Origin of the sequence: Paenibacillus favisporus, assembly GCF_040545415.1 — a bacterium.
GTDB lineage: Bacteria > Bacillota > Bacilli > Paenibacillales > Paenibacillaceae > Paenibacillus_AQ > Paenibacillus_AQ favisporus.
On record NZ_JBEPLV010000009.1, the window covers coordinates 119,071 to 135,040 of the forward strand.

The 15,970-nt window shown below is 49.1% G+C and carries 14 protein-coding genes; all 14 read left to right on the forward strand.

Annotated features, from left to right (window positions below; translation table 11 throughout):
* The first annotated feature begins 209 nt into the window (after window positions 1-209).
* Window positions 210-1,289, forward strand: a complete 1,080-nt coding sequence (locus ABID47_RS31510; RefSeq protein ID WP_354502934.1) for a FecCD family ABC transporter permease — start codon at window positions 210-212, stop codon at window positions 1,287-1,289.
* Between the two features lie 3 nt (window positions 1,290-1,292).
* Window positions 1,293-2,054: an ABC transporter ATP-binding protein gene (locus ABID47_RS31515; RefSeq protein WP_354502936.1), complete on the forward strand. Its 762-nt coding sequence runs from the start codon at window positions 1,293-1,295 to the stop codon at window positions 2,052-2,054.
* Window positions 2,055-2,070: 16 nt separating this feature from the next.
* The gene (locus tag ABID47_RS31520) at window positions 2,071-3,090 is read left to right on the forward strand and encodes an ABC transporter substrate-binding protein (RefSeq protein WP_354502938.1); all 1,020 of its coding nucleotides are present in this window, start codon (window positions 2,071-2,073) and stop codon (window positions 3,088-3,090) included.
* A 153-nt stretch (window positions 3,091-3,243) separates the two neighbouring features.
* The gene (locus tag ABID47_RS31525) at window positions 3,244-3,456 is read left to right on the forward strand and encodes a hypothetical protein (protein ID WP_076165586.1); all 213 of its coding nucleotides are present in this window, start codon (window positions 3,244-3,246) and stop codon (window positions 3,454-3,456) included.
* Window positions 3,457-3,680: 224 nt separating this feature from the next.
* Window positions 3,681-4,559: a hypothetical protein gene (locus ABID47_RS31530; protein ID WP_354502940.1), complete on the forward strand. Its 879-nt coding sequence runs from the start codon at window positions 3,681-3,683 to the stop codon at window positions 4,557-4,559.
* Window positions 4,560-5,069: 510 nt separating this feature from the next.
* The gene (locus ABID47_RS31535; RefSeq protein WP_354502942.1) at window positions 5,070-6,383 is read left to right on the forward strand and encodes a two-component system sensor histidine kinase NtrB; all 1,314 of its coding nucleotides are present in this window, start codon (window positions 5,070-5,072) and stop codon (window positions 6,381-6,383) included.
* Window positions 6,380-8,014, forward strand: coding sequence for a thiamine pyrophosphate-binding protein (locus tag ABID47_RS31540; protein ID WP_354502943.1), 1,635 nt, complete (start codon window positions 6,380-6,382; stop codon window positions 8,012-8,014). Before ABID47_RS31535 ends, ABID47_RS31540 begins: the two co-directional genes overlap by 4 nt.
* Window positions 8,015-8,261: 247 nt before the next feature.
* On the forward strand, window positions 8,262-9,251 hold the full coding sequence (locus tag ABID47_RS31545; RefSeq protein WP_354503119.1) for a phage baseplate protein: 990 nt from the start codon (window positions 8,262-8,264) through the stop codon (window positions 9,249-9,251).
* A 184-nt stretch (window positions 9,252-9,435) separates the two neighbouring features.
* Complete coding sequence (ybaK, locus tag ABID47_RS31550; RefSeq protein ID WP_152404442.1) at window positions 9,436-9,912, forward strand: Cys-tRNA(Pro) deacylase; 477 nt, start codon at window positions 9,436-9,438, stop codon at window positions 9,910-9,912.
* A 241-nt stretch (window positions 9,913-10,153) separates the two neighbouring features.
* Window positions 10,154-10,402, forward strand: a complete 249-nt coding sequence (locus tag ABID47_RS31555) for a hypothetical protein (protein WP_354502944.1) — start codon at window positions 10,154-10,156, stop codon at window positions 10,400-10,402.
* Window positions 10,403-10,452: 50 nt separating this feature from the next.
* Window positions 10,453-11,097, forward strand: a complete 645-nt coding sequence (locus ABID47_RS31560) for an SDR family oxidoreductase (protein ID WP_354502946.1) — start codon at window positions 10,453-10,455, stop codon at window positions 11,095-11,097.
* 677 nt (window positions 11,098-11,774) lie between these two features.
* Window positions 11,775-13,211 (forward strand): hypothetical protein, encoded by a 1,437-nt coding sequence (locus ABID47_RS31565; RefSeq protein WP_354502948.1) that lies wholly within the window; start codon window positions 11,775-11,777, stop codon window positions 13,209-13,211.
* Between the two features lie 144 nt (window positions 13,212-13,355).
* The gene (locus tag ABID47_RS31570) at window positions 13,356-14,843 is read left to right on the forward strand and encodes a stalk domain-containing protein (protein WP_354502950.1); all 1,488 of its coding nucleotides are present in this window, start codon (window positions 13,356-13,358) and stop codon (window positions 14,841-14,843) included.
* Window positions 14,844-14,909: 66 nt separating this feature from the next.
* Window positions 14,910-15,764 (forward strand): phosphotransferase, encoded by an 855-nt coding sequence (locus tag ABID47_RS31575; protein ID WP_354502952.1) that lies wholly within the window; start codon window positions 14,910-14,912, stop codon window positions 15,762-15,764.
* Window positions 15,765-15,970: the final 206 nt, after the last annotated feature.

Here is a 15,970-nt window from a genome sequence, read left to right on the forward strand (position 1 = left end):
ATATACGGTTCGATACCAAATACTGCTTGCCTGAGCTGGCGCCGAATATTTAACGGAGCCAGCTTTTTTGCGCTCCATGACGCTCTTTGTAACTTATTTTTTTCAACTAGGGATTGTCATGCGGAAGAATATGCCTTAATATATTCGATAATGATAATCATTATCATTACATACACAGACATCGGTACGCATCGATAGGAGGTGAATTCTTGAATACGAAGGAAGGAACAACGACTAGGTTGGGAAGCGGCTATTATGCAGTGATTTTGATCTTGATGATTCTAATCGCGTTATCCGCTGTCTTTTCCGTATCGATTGGACAGGTACATATTCCTTTCAGGCAGGCGTGGGAGATCATCGTGCATGCCTTGACCAACGGCAAATGGGGATCGATGAGCCATGTCGAGAGCGACTCCTACGTCAACATTATTTTGCAAGTCCGGATGCCTCGCGTCATATTTGCCCTTTTGATCGGCATGGGGCTCTCCTTATGCGGAACGATCATGCAGGCGGTCGTGCAAAATCCGCTCGCTGACCCGTATATTCTCGGCATTTCGTCTGGCGCATCCCTGGGAGCAACCTTTGCAATCCTGGTCGGATTCGGCAGCGGTGCGCTGCTGTCCCAGTTCGGCGTTGCCTTCGGGGCTTTTGCCGGGGCCATGGTCACGTCGATTGCCGTGCTGGTGTTATCCAGCATCGGAGGTAAAGCGACATCGGTAAAGCTCGTCTTATCCGGCGTCGTCATCGGTGCCTTGTGCAGTTCCTTTTCCAGCCTGGTCATTTATTTTGCCAACAACGCGGAGGGCATCAAGACTGTCACGTTTTGGTCCATGGGCAGTCTGGCTTCCTCCAGCTGGGATAAAACGCCAATCATTGCCGCGGTTGTACTGCTCGGCTGCGCCTTGTTCCTATTACAGCACCGTGTGCTCAATACGATGCTGCTCGGGGACGAGTCAGCCATTACGCTCGGGATTAACTTGAGTGCCTACCGCAAGTTTTATATGATTGCCGCGGCGCTTATTACCGGCACGATGGTCGCTTATGCAGGCATGATCGGTTTTGTCGGTTTAATCATTCCCCATATCGGCAGGGGGATCTTTGGCGCGGATCATAAGCGGCTGACGGCAGGAACGCTGCTGCTGGGTGGATTGTTCCTGATCTGGTCGGATATTTTATCCAGAACGCTGATTCATAATGTGGAACTGCCCATCGGGATCATTACATCGGTGATCGGCTCGCCGCTGTTTATCTATATGATCGTGAAAAAAGGCTACAATTTCGGAGGGTGAGACATGGAGTTGACCGCAAAGGAAATGCAAGTCCGGATCGGCAAAAAAGATATCGTGAAGAACGTTTCGATCCAGGTCAAAAACCGGCAGTTCGTTGGCCTGATCGGTCCAAACGGATGCGGGAAATCCACACTGTTGAAAAGCATATACAAAAGCCTGGTTCCGCAGAAAGGGACCGTTTATTTAGACGAACTGAATGTGCTGAAAACGAACGAAAAGAAAGTTTCGCAGCGGCTTGGCGTCGTTGGCCAGTTCAATGAGATGAATTTTGATTTAACGGTCCAGCAGATGGTCATGCTGGGCAGAACACCGCACAAGAAGCTGCTGGAATCCGACAAAGCGGAAGATATGGCGATTGTGGAAGAAGCTTTGGCGAGAACGAATTTGCTGGATTATAAAGAGCGAAGCTATTTGTCGTTGTCCGGCGGGGAAAAGCAGAGGGTCATTTTGGCGCGGACGATCGCGCAGCAGCCCAAATTCATGATTTTGGATGAACCGACGAATCATCTCGACATTCGGTACCAGCTCGAAATTTTGACTTGTGTAAAGGGGTTGGATATCGGGGTGCTGGCCGCGCTTCACGATTTGGAAATGGCCGCTCATTACTGCGATTATCTCTATGCCATGAAGCATGGCGAGGTATATGCGCATGGCACGCCTGAAGAGGTGCTGACGCCGGAGAACATTGAAGCGCTGTACCAGATTAAGTGTAAGACATATATAAATCCGGTTACGAACGGGTTGGGATTTGCTTATGGTCTATAAAAGGGGAGGAAGACAAGTGAAAAAACATCTGCTGCTGACTGCCGGGATTGCGGCAATGATGGTGCTCAGCGCCTGCGGAAATGCGGCGAAAACCAGTGAACCGGACGCCCAGGCTGCCAGCCACTATCCGGTAACGATCGAAAATTTCACGAAGGCGGAAGGCGGAACGACCTGGGAGAAAAAAGAGCAGGTATTCGATAAGGCGCCAGAACGCATCATGGCCAATACCCGGCCGGCAGCGGAACTGCTGCTTCACCTTGGACTTGGCGACAAAATCGCCGGGGTCGGCGCAAATTTCGGGGCACCGGATCCAGCGGTCGAATCGGAATATAACAAACTGAATATCCTGAGCGACGAGTACGTCGGCAAAGAGGTTACGCTGGGGACCAATCCTGACCTGGTTTACGGACGGGGCGGCTTATTCGATAACGCCGATTGGGGAGTCGGTACGGTGGACACCTTGAACGGCATGGGAATCAAAACCTATGTTCTGGAATCGTCCGTGACCGGGGGAACCTATGATTCGATTTATAAAGATATTGAACATCTAGGTGAAATTTTTAACGTACGAGATAAGGCCGAGTCGTTCATCCAGGAGCTGAAGGGGAAGCAGGAAGGCATCGCTTCCAAACTAGCGGGTATCCAAGCGGAGAAAACATTCGCCTATCTCCATATGAGCGATCCGAAGGAAGTGAGCGTATACGCAGCCCAACAAGAAACATTTTTTAATGATGCGTTCAAAATGGTCAAACTGGACAACGTCTTTAAAAATGAAACGGGCGAGGTCAGCGTCGAAATGCTGATTCAGGCAGACCCCGATGTACTCATCATCCCGGACTGGAGCACGACGGGCGGCACGACCCAGGATAAGCTCAAAGAGGCGCTTTATGCAAATCCCAAATTGTCCAGCATGAAGGCGATCAAAAACAAGCAAATCTATGCGGTGGACTACAACTATATGTTTGGCTATGGCTACAATACGATCGACGGGATGGAAAAGCTGGCTAAAGAAATGTATCCTGACTTGTTTAAATAGTTTCATATCATAGAGAAGCGCGTCATGGCAACACTCTGTAATCGACAGAATCGGCGTACCTCCATCCGATTTCCTTCCTTCTGATTTGTGTAAATAAGAAGTAACAGCCTGGGCCATACTATGCCAATAGGAAATGAATGGGAGGTGGGAGCGATGAGCGAGACCAGTATTACGATTCATTTTGTCGGCGGAGAAGCACTCAATATTATATCCGATGACGTCAGCGGTGTAATTTCCAGGCTGAAGAGCGAGGAATGGGTAGAATTGAATGAGCATCAGGTGCAAACTTCGAACATTTCCTTTTTTACGGTGTATGAGTCCGGCTTTGGCAAAAACAGCGAAAAACAGCTTCCGTCTAAAAGCTGAATGGGTCATTAGCATACTGAACGACAGCCTGGAACGATCCGGGCTGTTTTTTTGTCGTGAAGACGTTCATATCTATACGCAGCAGGCTGATGGGCTTCTCGTCCATTCCGTTATCCTCGACTAAGGTCCAGTAATCACTCTGGCCTTTTGATAGGTGTGCTCCATGCGATTTTCCTTATAATTAAGATTATACATAACCAAACAGGAAGAAACTGGGGGTACAAATGAAAAACATAATCACAGGGACGACCGCCGTACTTGCCGTCATGCTGCTCGCAGGCTGCGGAACCGTGGAGGATGCTGCACAAAAGCTCAAGCAGGGGGCGCACGAAACGGCAATGACTGCCGGAACAACGGTCATGGATAAAGTGAGCGGTATCGAAGAAAGCATCAAAAGCAAGGGTGACAGCATTCAGCTTACTGCCGAACAGGAAGTTGGGGCGGATTCATCGGTACAAATTCACCATAAAGCAGGGAATATCACTCTCGTACAGGGTACAGGAAATAAGATCACCGTGGAGACCACCATCTGGTTTGTAAATGATCAAACTCACCGCAATATTGCCGAGCAAGCGGAATCCTCCATTGTTGATAAAAACGGCTCGATGGAAATCGTGACACATGCAAAGGGAGATCCCAAACGAGATTTATGGGATTGGGCAGAGTCCCGTTTCGGGAAATCCGAGTTGTTCATCGAGTATGTCGTCAACGTGCCGGATCAGATCACCGGTTATGAAATTGTTAACGATGTCGGCGGCATCACGATGAAAAACCTGAACGGATCGTATCAGGTTGAAAATAGTGTGGGTCGTATAACCGTTGAAGGAGCGCATGTTGCAGGGAAATCCAAAATCCAATCGGATGCCGGAAGCGTCCGTGTGGACATCCAGGAAATGGAGAAGGACAGCACACTTCAGGTAGGTACCGATGTAGGCGGAGTCCAAGCGGCACTTGCAACTTCCTTGTCTTGCACCTTGAAGGTTCAGAGCGAACTCGGAACTATTTCCGGTGTATCGAGCGGTTCTACCGATTTCAACGGCGGGGGCCCGGTGATTACGCTTTCCTCTTCGGTCGGAGCGATTTCGGTTGAAGAAGCCATTTGAAATCAGTGATTTGAATCCATGTATGATTAAATGATTTGTGATTATCTTTGGCACCATGAAGAGGCTGTCCCTGAGTCCGTAGACCTGGGTACGGCCTCTTTGTTGGTTCGACATCAACTTTGAAAATATTGCCTAATCCCCAAAATATTTATATTCCTTGAGCCAGATTTACTATAAGATATAGGAAGTACAGTCGTAATTTGGGGGTTCGACCACATGGAAAACAATTACCTCGCCGAGGTTCGACGACGTTGCATCGCTTATGGAATGCAGCCAACAGATGTTCCCTCACCCTTGACAACCGTGTCCGAAGAACATCTACAGAGACAGAAGCGGCTATATGCCGACATTCTGGAGGTTACCAAGGGATTTGGAGAGAACACGATTCAATTACTAAACGGGCAAATGGTTTCATTCCTCGTCACGGATGACAAAGGTTTGGTAATTGATTCCTTCGGTGATCGGATTATTAGAGAACAACTTTCACAGCTGAATATTAAAGAAGGGAGCTTGCTGATTGAGAGAGAGGTGGGGATATGTGCGACGCTGATCACGCTGGAGAACAAAATTCCGTTTCAAACGGTAGGGACGGATCATTATCATCTTGTTCTGCACGAATCGGCCTGCCACAGCGTCCCTTTTTCGGTTCCTGGAAATCATGGATTGCGCGAAGGAACGATCTCCCTGATGACAAGCATCGTTGATTTCAGCAATTACCAGCTCGCCATGCTTGTGAATATGGCGGAATCTATGGGAAGGGAGCTGAAGCTCAGGAAAACAAACCAGCGGCAGCTGGATCTGCACCATCTCATGGTCGACAATTTGGATACCGGAATTCTTTTGGCTGACCGCTCCGGAATTGTAGTCGATTTCAACCACGTCGCCCTAAACATCATCCCCGATTATATTTCCGTCGGACAGTCCTCCTATCAAATTACGGAGCTCGGACCGCTTTTTTTGCAAACGATCGCTAACGGACAGCGGCAGCGGGGAATCGAGGTTCATTTTCACGCTGGCGGGACACACACGGTTTGCCTTGCCGACATCATTCCGATATTTGAAAATGGGATCATTCAAGGCGCCTATGCGCAGCTGCGGGATATTACCGAACGTTATTTGCTGGAGCAGCAGATCATCGTCAGCGAAAAGCTGTCGGCCATCGGCAAGCTGGCCGCCGGTTTAGCCCATGAAATCCGCAACCCACTAACCTCCATCATGGGCTTTGTGCAAATTATCCGTGAGCGGCCGCTGGACCCGGACACGACCCGTTATTTGGGTTTTGTACACGAGGAGCTGGTGCGCGTCAAAAATCTTGTGTCGGATTTTGTCACGATGTCCAAGCCTTCTTTTCCAATCGTCAAGCCGATCGAAATCAATCTGTTTCTTGACAGCGTGCTGGATTTTATGGAAGGACAGGCCGCGCTGCACGATATCCGGTTTATCCGGGATTACCATACCGGTGACCAGGACATCCTGTATGCCGATGCTTCGCAAATTAAGCAGGTGCTGATCAATATTTTACAAAATGCCGTTGAAGCGTCCCAGCCTAAAGAAGCCGTAACCTTAAAATCTACCATACAAAACAAACATCTAACCATCACTATTTCTGACAATGGCAGCGGTATTAGTCCTGAAAACCTCACAAAAATACAGAATCCTTTTTTTACGACCAAAGAGAACGGAACGGGATTGGGTCTATCCGTATCCTACCGCATTATTAACAACCATAACGGAGAGATCACCGTCGATTCCAGATTGGGTGCAGGAACGGAATTCAATATCCGATTACCTTTGTCAGGCATTTTAAAGGAGTGTCCTGTGTGAAAAATGTCGTAGAGCTCTTAGTTGAAACGCTGGTCAGTCTGGATATTCAGCATGCTTTCGGAATTCCGGGCAAATCCGTTGCCCCTGTGATTCTGGAATTTGGCAACCAGGGAATCGAATTTATTCTGGGAAGGCATGAAAGCGGGGCGGGTTTTGCAGCCGGAGGTTATGCTTTTGCGGGGAAAAAGCTGGGGGTGGTCGTCGGAACTTCAGGACCGGGAGGGACCAATCTGGTCACTGCCGCAGCGCATGCGAAAATGAACTGCCTTCCCGTTCTCTTCATCACGGGACATCAGTCGGCGGCGGAAACAGGGATCCCGCAATGCCAGGATTCCTCGTTATTCGGCATCGATTTGGCGGAAATTATGAAACCCGTTACGCTGTTCAGCACGATGGTTTCCCGCGCCGATACCTTCCCGGCGATTCTTAATCATTCGCTTCGCGAAGCCATGACCGGACGCAAAGGTCCGGTGCATCTGTGCATCCCGTTTGATGTGATGATTTCGCCGGTAGCCGAGACGAATATCCATATTCCGTCAAGCCGTCTAAACTATGCCGCAACCAATCTTACGGATGTGGTGAATCAGGTGCGAGCCGCCCGAAACCCGGTCATTCTGGCAGGAAAAGGGGTCGTCCTCTCCGGAGCTCAGGAGCCCCTCGCCAGGTTCGCCGCGCAGTTTCAGGTTCCCGTCGTCACAACTCCCGGTGGCAAGGGGAGCATCCATTCGATGCATCCACAATATTACGGACCTTTTGGTCTGGGCGGACACCAAAAAGCCAAGCACCTGCTGGAGTCGGGCGTCGACCTGATGCTGGTGATGGGATCGCGGTTGAGCGATACCGCACTGGCGGGCTTGGACCGTTCTTATTTCCCGCAAAAGATCATTCAGTTCGATATCTCTTATGAATTTATGGGCGGGATTATCCAGGCTGAGCATACGCATGTGTTCGGCGATATTACAACGAATCTCGAGGAGCTGCTGCGCCTGTATCCGAATGAAAACGTGAGTGATGACGTGCGGGTTGGTGAGCGGTATCATGATCCGCTGCCCGAGCTTCAGTCCCTTTCGGTCGCGGAAGTCTGCCAGGCGGTAGGGGATATCATTCCTGAGCGAACCACGGTTTTTGCCGATGATGGCGCACATGGGTACCATGCGGTCCGTTGGCTGGATGTAAAGCCGGGCGTCACATTTTTCTTCGATTCCTATTTTGCTTCCATGGCCAATGCGATCGGGATGGCGATTGGTACAAAATTTGCCGATCGGGACCAGAACGTCATTTGCTTGACGGGAGACGGCTGTTTATTTATGCTGGGCTCCGAAATCTCGACCTGCGTCGCCGAGCAGCTTCCGGTTATTTTTATCGTCATCAATAACGGACAGCTGGATATGGCATTAAAAGGGATGCGCGAGTTTACCGGAAGAACCGACGGCACGGTCTTCAAGCAGCCTTTGGATGCCGCAGCGTATGCGGCTTCAATGGGAGCGGACAGCGCGCGGTGCACGACGCTCAGCGAATTTACGGATGTTTTTAAACAGGCACTGCAGCTCAATAAGCCTTTTGTGATTGACGTGATCGTGGACAAAGAGGAGATCCCTTCCACCTTGGCCCGGCAAATGAAGCTCGACTAAGGTATTTTTGCATACCGATTTGACCGGATCACGCGAGAGAAGCGCCTATATGGCGCTTTTATATTTTTGTAAATTTTCGTTTTTTCGATAGATTGGGAGGATTGTTTCGCAGCCTTAGGAATTCGGATCATCCCAAATATGGGCAAGTCATGTGAGTATATAGTCCTAATTCTTTGAAAAACGGTTTTCATAGCCAGTTATTTCTATTAGCATAATGCTAATAACTCTCAATGGAGGTATCAACATGATGTATTCATTTCAGTCATTGATCTCAAGGAACAAGCATTTTAAATTATTCTGCTTCGTTGCTCTTTCCATCCTGCTCTTTGGGATGTCGAGTCTGACCGCCTTTGCGGCATCGCCGGGAAAAACCGTCAACGCTTCGGCGAAACTGGCATACAACCTTAAAGGACTTCATCATAAACTGGCGGTTCAGAAAGCTTATATTGCTTCGAAATACGTATATGTTACCCAGCGGTCCAAAGGGACGGTCTATCTATCAAGACTGGTTATCAACGGTAATACCGCTACATACAAGGATGAAATGAAGATCACCAATGCCGGTCACGGGCAAACGCTTGATATGTATACCTACAAAGGGATCAACTATTTCTACTTCAGCTCAAAAGCCGATCCTTCCACAAGCAATTATTGGTCGCTCCAGGTCGCGAGACTTCAATATTCGGCCGGCAAGACCTTGGATTATACGGACCTTCACCGGTTCACGTATATGAATTACGCCAACAAAAAGGGCACAAGACTAGGCGACACGTACCGTGTTGACGGCGGCGGAAACAGCACATATACCTTTTTCCGCGTTCAAACGAAACAAGGAAAGGTCACCTGGTCCGTTTATGATACGGTTAAACTGAACAAGCTGCTGGACAGCAACGAGCAGGTCCGTCTGGATAGTGCGGCGGCGAAGGCAGCGTGTGTATCCAGCTTTACCCAGTCGGGCAGTGCCATCGTGAGACCGAACGGTTCCTTCCAAGGTGCCGACCTGCTTGGCAAAACGGAAATTTATACGTCTGGCGGCGCTGAAGGAAACACCCCGCAGATTGCTATGATGTCTAACACAGGAGCTTATAAGAGCCTGGTGAAAATCACCAACGTGGGAAAACATGAAATCGAGGGCGTACAAAACAAAAACGGGAACGTTTATTTTAATATCGTAACCAATCCCGACAGTAAGCAGAATACCCAGAAAATTTATTACGTTCCAGACAGCATTTTTTAATCGCGATCGTGTTAGCTGGTTCGATGAAAAGACAGAAAACAACCTGACCATGGTTCAGGTTGTTTTTCTATTGGCAGCGATTATGAAATTTTTCCGGACGTCCGTTACCATGATAAAATAGTACGGAGCTACTCAACTGCCAGTTATGTAACGAATCGTCATTGCAAAGGAAAGGTGAAGAAAATTGTCAGCCAAGACGAATGCCTGCCGAATACTCGACACGCTTCAAATCAAGTATTCGCTGCACGAATATGAATGGGACGAAAATCAGCTGGATGCGGCAACGGTAGCCGCGAAAGTAGGGCTGGAGCCCGGCCAGCTGTTCAAGACGCTCATTTTAAAAGGGGATAAGACAGGAGTCATCGCTGCTTGTATTCCAGGCGACCGGGAACTGAATCTGAAAAGTCTGGCCGCTGCAAGCGGCAATAAAAAAGTGGAGATGGTGCCTGTGAAAGACATTCAATCCTTAACAGGGTATATTCGGGGCGGCGTGTCTCCACTGGGCATGAAAAAGAAGTATCCGCTGTATATGAATACATCCGTGAGCTCCATGGAAGTCGTCAGCATTAGCGGAGGAAGACGGGGGCTGCAAATTTTTCTAAGTGGGCAGGACTTAGCGGCAGCTGCGGAGGGAGTGCTGGCCGATCTTGTGTACAGTTAGCCCGCGATGATGGAACGGGTTCAAACACATCTATCTGCAGGTCCAGTCAGATTTTGCCTATTGAACTCAAAAGCTGCATAAATGCGATAAAAAAGCCGCCAATCACCACTAAAACAATGACCATGATCAGTACAAATCTTTTTCCATCCATCGTTAAACACCTCAGGATGATTATACCAAAAGATAGCCCTGATCCATAACAAATATGGAAAGCAAGGCGGGAACTTATTAGGAGGTAGTCATGAAGGTAGAGATTGAAGTCAAAGCGTTCGGAAAAGAAGATATAGACGGAACCATTGACGCGTTTAAAAGCACTGAGATTTCAAGGGTGTATTATCTGTCAGAGGACACAACATTAGCGGAAGTCTTCACCTTATTAAGTGGCGCTTTCGATGAATCGGAGAGCAATTATGCGGACCCGGAACATTGTTTGGGGAAAATTGTGATTCGGGCGAAAAAAGAAAAAGGTGAGATTATATTTCTGGGTTAAAAACAATCCTATCTAACCATAATTAGTATAGAAGAAAGGAAGGATTTATTATGAACGTACTGATTATCGGAGCCAATGGCCAGATTGGCCGGCATCTTGTAAGAAAGCTGCAGGAATCCAACAGACACAATGCCATCGCGATGGTGAGAAGCGACGAGCAGAAAGCGGCATTTGAAGAGCAGGGCGTGCAGGCGGTGCTTGCTGACCTGGAAGGAAGTATCGATGAGATTGCCCGCGCTGCCGAGGGGGCAGATGCAGTCGTATTTACTGCAGGCTCGGGCGGCCATACAGGAGCCGATAAGACGATGATGATTGATTTGGATGGTGCAATCAAATCGATGGAGGCTGCCAAACAAACCGGGGTGCGCCGCTTCATAATGGTGAGCGCGATCGGGGTCCATCACCGCGAGCTTTGGATGGAGAGTGCGCCTTACTACAGCGCCGCAAAGCATTATGCGGATATTTGGCTCGAGCAGAGCGGCCTGGATTATACGATTGTTCGCCCAGGAGGGCTGATCAATGAACCCGGAACGGGGAAGGTCAGTGCGGCGGTTGACCTAGATCGGGGAAAAATTCCCCGCGAAGATGTGGCTGAGGCTATACTAGCATCATTGGAAAATCCTCATACGATTGGTAAAGCTTTTGATATAATTAGTGGCGAAACCCCAGTCAGGGATGCGTTAAACGCGTTATAAACATCGTAAGTTCCGTCGGGTTTATCCCGCATTTCTTTATAGAAACCAAGTTTATCGAAGCCGCTGAATAAGCGGCTTTTTTGCCGAAAAAAACAGAATCATGCGATGACCCGCGATGAGTCACTGACTAAAGTAATGGATGGTAAATCGTACCAATGTAACATGGATTTGTGATGTTTGCGGGATATCCTTGCACCAAGACTCGAATAGATAATGATGATGATCGGGAATGTTGACATTCTCGTCAAAAATTAGGATCTGCTGAAAGGAGCTTGCGTGTGGGTAGATTTGTCTCTCAATTGCTTAAGGGGTGCATCGCCGTTATGCTGCTATGGTTTGGGCTTTTCCCTGGAATGGGTCATGTTGGTGCTGAGGAAGCGCATCTGACGGTCGAGTGGTCCAAAGATTACGGAAGCTACTCTGAGGGACAGAGCGTGATTTCCACTTCAGACGGCGGTTATTTAGCGCTAGGAGGGGTTGAAGATGCTGACGAGCCAGGAGGATATTCGTATCAAAAAGCTTACATATTGAAGCTTGATGGGAACGGCCAGGTGATGTGGGAGCGCAGACTCCAACATGGTATGACGAGGAATACGGCTTACCGGGCTATTGAGACGAAAGAAGGCGGCTACTTCGTCATAGGATCATCAACGTCGGACGGCGAGCCTCATGACCAATTGTACACGATCAAGCTGGATTCAGCGGGCAATGTAATGTGGGAAAAAATTCATGAAGACGATGGGATATACAGTTTTCCGAAAAACGTCACCGAAACGGATGATGGCTGCTTTGTGATCGCCGGAGAAGGGATAATCAGTTGGCTCGCCTATGAACAAGGATACATTTTAAAACTGGATAACAAGGGGAACGAGCTGTGGTACAACAAATACCGTTTCACAGGCAACGGTGACTATCTAAACGACCTGATCCCAGCTACAGACGGCGGATTTATCGCGGTTGGCCACGCTGGCGAGGTGGAATATGAATCAAAAGAGCAGGATGCACTGCTGATCATGAAGATCGATGATCAAGGCAACGTGGTTTGGGCGAAACCTTGGGGCGATCCTCGAAGCGGCTGGACTGCCTATTCGATCGTTGCAGCGGAGGATGAGGGCTATGCGGTTTTAAGCCGAAAAAGCATAGACAATAAGGGTGTGACGCTGCTTACGAAGTTTGATCTCAGCGGGCAGGTACAGTGGGAAAAAACGTATCGTGACGGCACAAATACCGAATCGTATCTTTATTTGGTCCGTACAAAGGAAGGCTACGCGATGCTTGGGAGTCACCGTTCCACGAACAGCTTGAATGAGTCGAAAACCCAATACGCCGCGCTTCGTGTCGATGTGAATGGAGAAATGATCAGCAGGGAGTTATTTAAAGGGCCTCCAATTGCCAACGTTGGAATTTCGGCGGTAACTCCGGACGGCGGATTTATTTTTCCGGGAACGATTTTGCGGGGAGACGTCAGAAAATTTCAATTGATGAAACTGTCTCCTCCGGTGGAAGGACAGCCTGCTGAGCGTTTGCTGACAGGCATCTCGTTTGCGGTGAATGAAAAGAAATTGAAAGCGGGGAACAGCACCCCAACTGTACTGCAAGCCGTTTATTCCGACGGAACAAAAAGTGATTTGTCCAGTGCGGCTGAATACAGCTCTGGTGACAAGTCCATCGCAGATATCGATGGTTTGGGCTGGATATCAGGCCATAAACCGGGACGAACGTATGTAGAAGCAGCCTATGAAGGCTTTACGGCCAAATTGAATGTGATCGTTGTTGCAGAGGATACGGACGAATTTGATCCCGTTGATGGCAGCCTTTGTTTGGATTCGGGTGAATATTCAGTTTCGGAAGGCTCTCAAATGGACATTAAGGTCTTGTTGTATGACTACAGCACACAAACGCAAACAGATATCACGAAGCTGGCCGTGTTCAGCAGCGACCAACCGGACATCACCGAAGTGGACGAGGAGGGAAACCTGATTGGCCATAAGGCAGGTATGACCCGGATTTATGCGAAGTACAAAGGTAGCAGCGTCTATGCCAATGTACAGGTCGTCCGGGCACCCGTGCAGGCAAAAGAGTCCTTGAGGGATGCAGAAGAGCCCGAATCTTAAGTTTATTATCGTGTTTAATGGCCGTTTCAGTTTAAGTTGATTTGTATGAAGGATTCGTCAATTGTTGTAACCTAAATGATCCTCAAGACGTCTTCTAATACGACATGTATAGACCCAAACAATTAAGAGGAGCGAGACGAATTCATGATATTGAAACGAACGGCCATGCTAGGCATTGTTTTGGGAGCAGCACTGACGGGGACGGCTGTCCTCCCTGCTTTTGCCGATGAAACATCGACGCCCGCCGGGATAAAGGACTTTCAGGCTCAATCACTGATTAAGGCGGACGGCACATATTGGGAATGGGGCGGGAATCATCCGGCTCCGACGCAAGTTCCCGGGCTAAATGAAGTTGCCGCTTCGTTTGAAAATGGACTCGTCGTGAAGGAGGATCAGTCCGTGTGGCACTGGGAATATAAGAATGCGACTACGGTGGTCGTGGAAGAAATTCCTTCGCTGCATCAATTATGTCAAGTCCTTGACATAGGAAATGCTTTGATCGCATTAGAGCAAGGTGGAAACGTCTATACCATTCCGAGGAACGAAGAAGGTAAACTGAACTGGAATATGATTGCAGCCGTTGACAAGCTCAAGGACATTTCTGCGATCTCTTCCTATTACACGGAGCCGCAAGGAAAGATGATGCTGCTGTTTCTCAAAAAAGACGGTTCGCTATGGTCAAGCGATGAGAACTTGCAGTCGATTAATCCAGTGAAGACGGCCGGCAATGTGAAATCCATTAATGGAAACTACGTGTTGCTGGCGGACGGTACGGTACAGGTCTTTCCAGCTATGGGGAATGCAAGTTGGGCGACGGTAACACCGCCGACAATCCTCCCGCTTAAAGATATTCAGCTAATCAAGACGAATCGCATCTCCAACGCAGCTGTTGATGGACAGCACCGCTTGTGGTTCTGGGGGAATACGCTGACGGGAGTTTCTGATGGCACCGTGCTGCATGAGCACAAGACTCCTGTTATGCTGAATGGAATCCGTAATGTCAAGGAAGTCTTCCTGGTGGAACGTTCATTGGTCGTACTGACCCATGATGGGAAAGTATATGGGACCTCGCTTGACGGCGAATCGCTACCAGCCAATGCCAAGTTCAGCCTGCTCGCTTCGGATATTCGCGAAGTGGCGGCTGGCGGACGGCATATCATCATGCAGACGAATACGGGAGCGTTGTGGGGGTGGGGGATCAACAAGCTGGCAGAACAAGGGACCGGCGATTATGAGTACATGCATCATATGCCCGTTCCGATGCAGCCCCCAGTGACCGTAGTACTGAACGGACAGCCCGTCGCGCTGAACAACGGCGTGATCATCCGTCATTCCCAAGCGTTCGTCCCGATCCGTTCGGTATTCGAACAATTAGGAGCGAAAGTGGACTGGGACGTAAACAGTAAAACGGTCACCATTTCAAAATCGGGTACTACTGCAGCTGATGCCGTCACGATCAAAATCCAGTTTCCCCAAGGAACAACTATGGTCAACGGGAAAGCGTCTGTCTTTGATACCGCCCCATTTAACCTAAGCGCGACGTCCTACCTGCCGCTCCGTTTCATCAGCGAGTCATTGGGCGCAAAGGTCGAATGGATCAAGGAGGATAACCGGATCGCTATCACGAATTAGATTCCATTGGCTTTGCGCATGCCTCTTCCAAAAAGCCGTGTATTCTGAACAGGAACGGAGGATCTTATGCATCGTCATCCATCGTTTAACTTGCTGCTTCACGACGACGAAGAACTGGCAGAATATCTAGGAAGCTCGGTCTCACAACGGATCACCATCCATGAATGGCCATTATCGTGTGTTCAGCGCATGGTTACGGAGCAGGGAGGCCGCTACATTTATAAAGTTCAGGCACCGCCGACGCTGGAAGCCCAATTTTATGCTCGTGCCCAATCTCCGCTCCTGGTGCCGGTTCGCGTGATCGATGCGAAGGACAATATGACGGCTATGCTAATGGAAGAAATCCAGGCGCCGCGGCTGCAGGACATTCCTTTAAAAGATTCGGAGGCAGCCAGCATCGCCAATGATCTGATAGACATGATCTCACAGATCCATGGAGATTTGCCTGTCATGTTCGACATCAGTACGGAAGAAGGATGGGCCGCATATATCGAGGGTGCTCTTCATGATATTTCCGAATGTATTCATGAAGGAAGCTTCAAGGAAGTGGACATCGGCAAGGTCAACAAACTGCGCGAGTGGAGTCAAGCCCCGGCATTGCTTACCGAACTCCATTCACCTTCAGGATATGTTCATGCAGACCTCAAAGCGGAAAATGTGCTGGTGACAAACGACGGATACCGGGTCCTCGACTGGCAGCGCCCGATTCGGGGGCCGGTATCGCTGGATGCTGCAGCTTTATTACATTCGCTGGGTATTGATCCTGTTCGTTACGTCCCGATCGGCATTATGCAAATCTATCATTTCCTGCATCTCGCATGGTATGCCCAAGCAGCCAGGAAATGGGTTCCTCAGGGGAAGCCGTGGTTCGACCGCCTTATTGCCGAAATTGCTCGCGACCTCGAGCTGAAGCAGATCTAACTTAGCAGCGACCAACCCCAATAACAAAAGCTACCGGGTATCGGTGCGAACTTACCTCTATCCTGCTGATGAAGCTCGTCTCGACCGAAATGATCCTGATACGTTAACTAAAAGGCACCTCTTGCATGCCCATGAGGCATTTTAGAGGTGCCTTATGATGTTCATAACTACATTTTCAGCTCAGACGACGATCTTAGACCTTATTA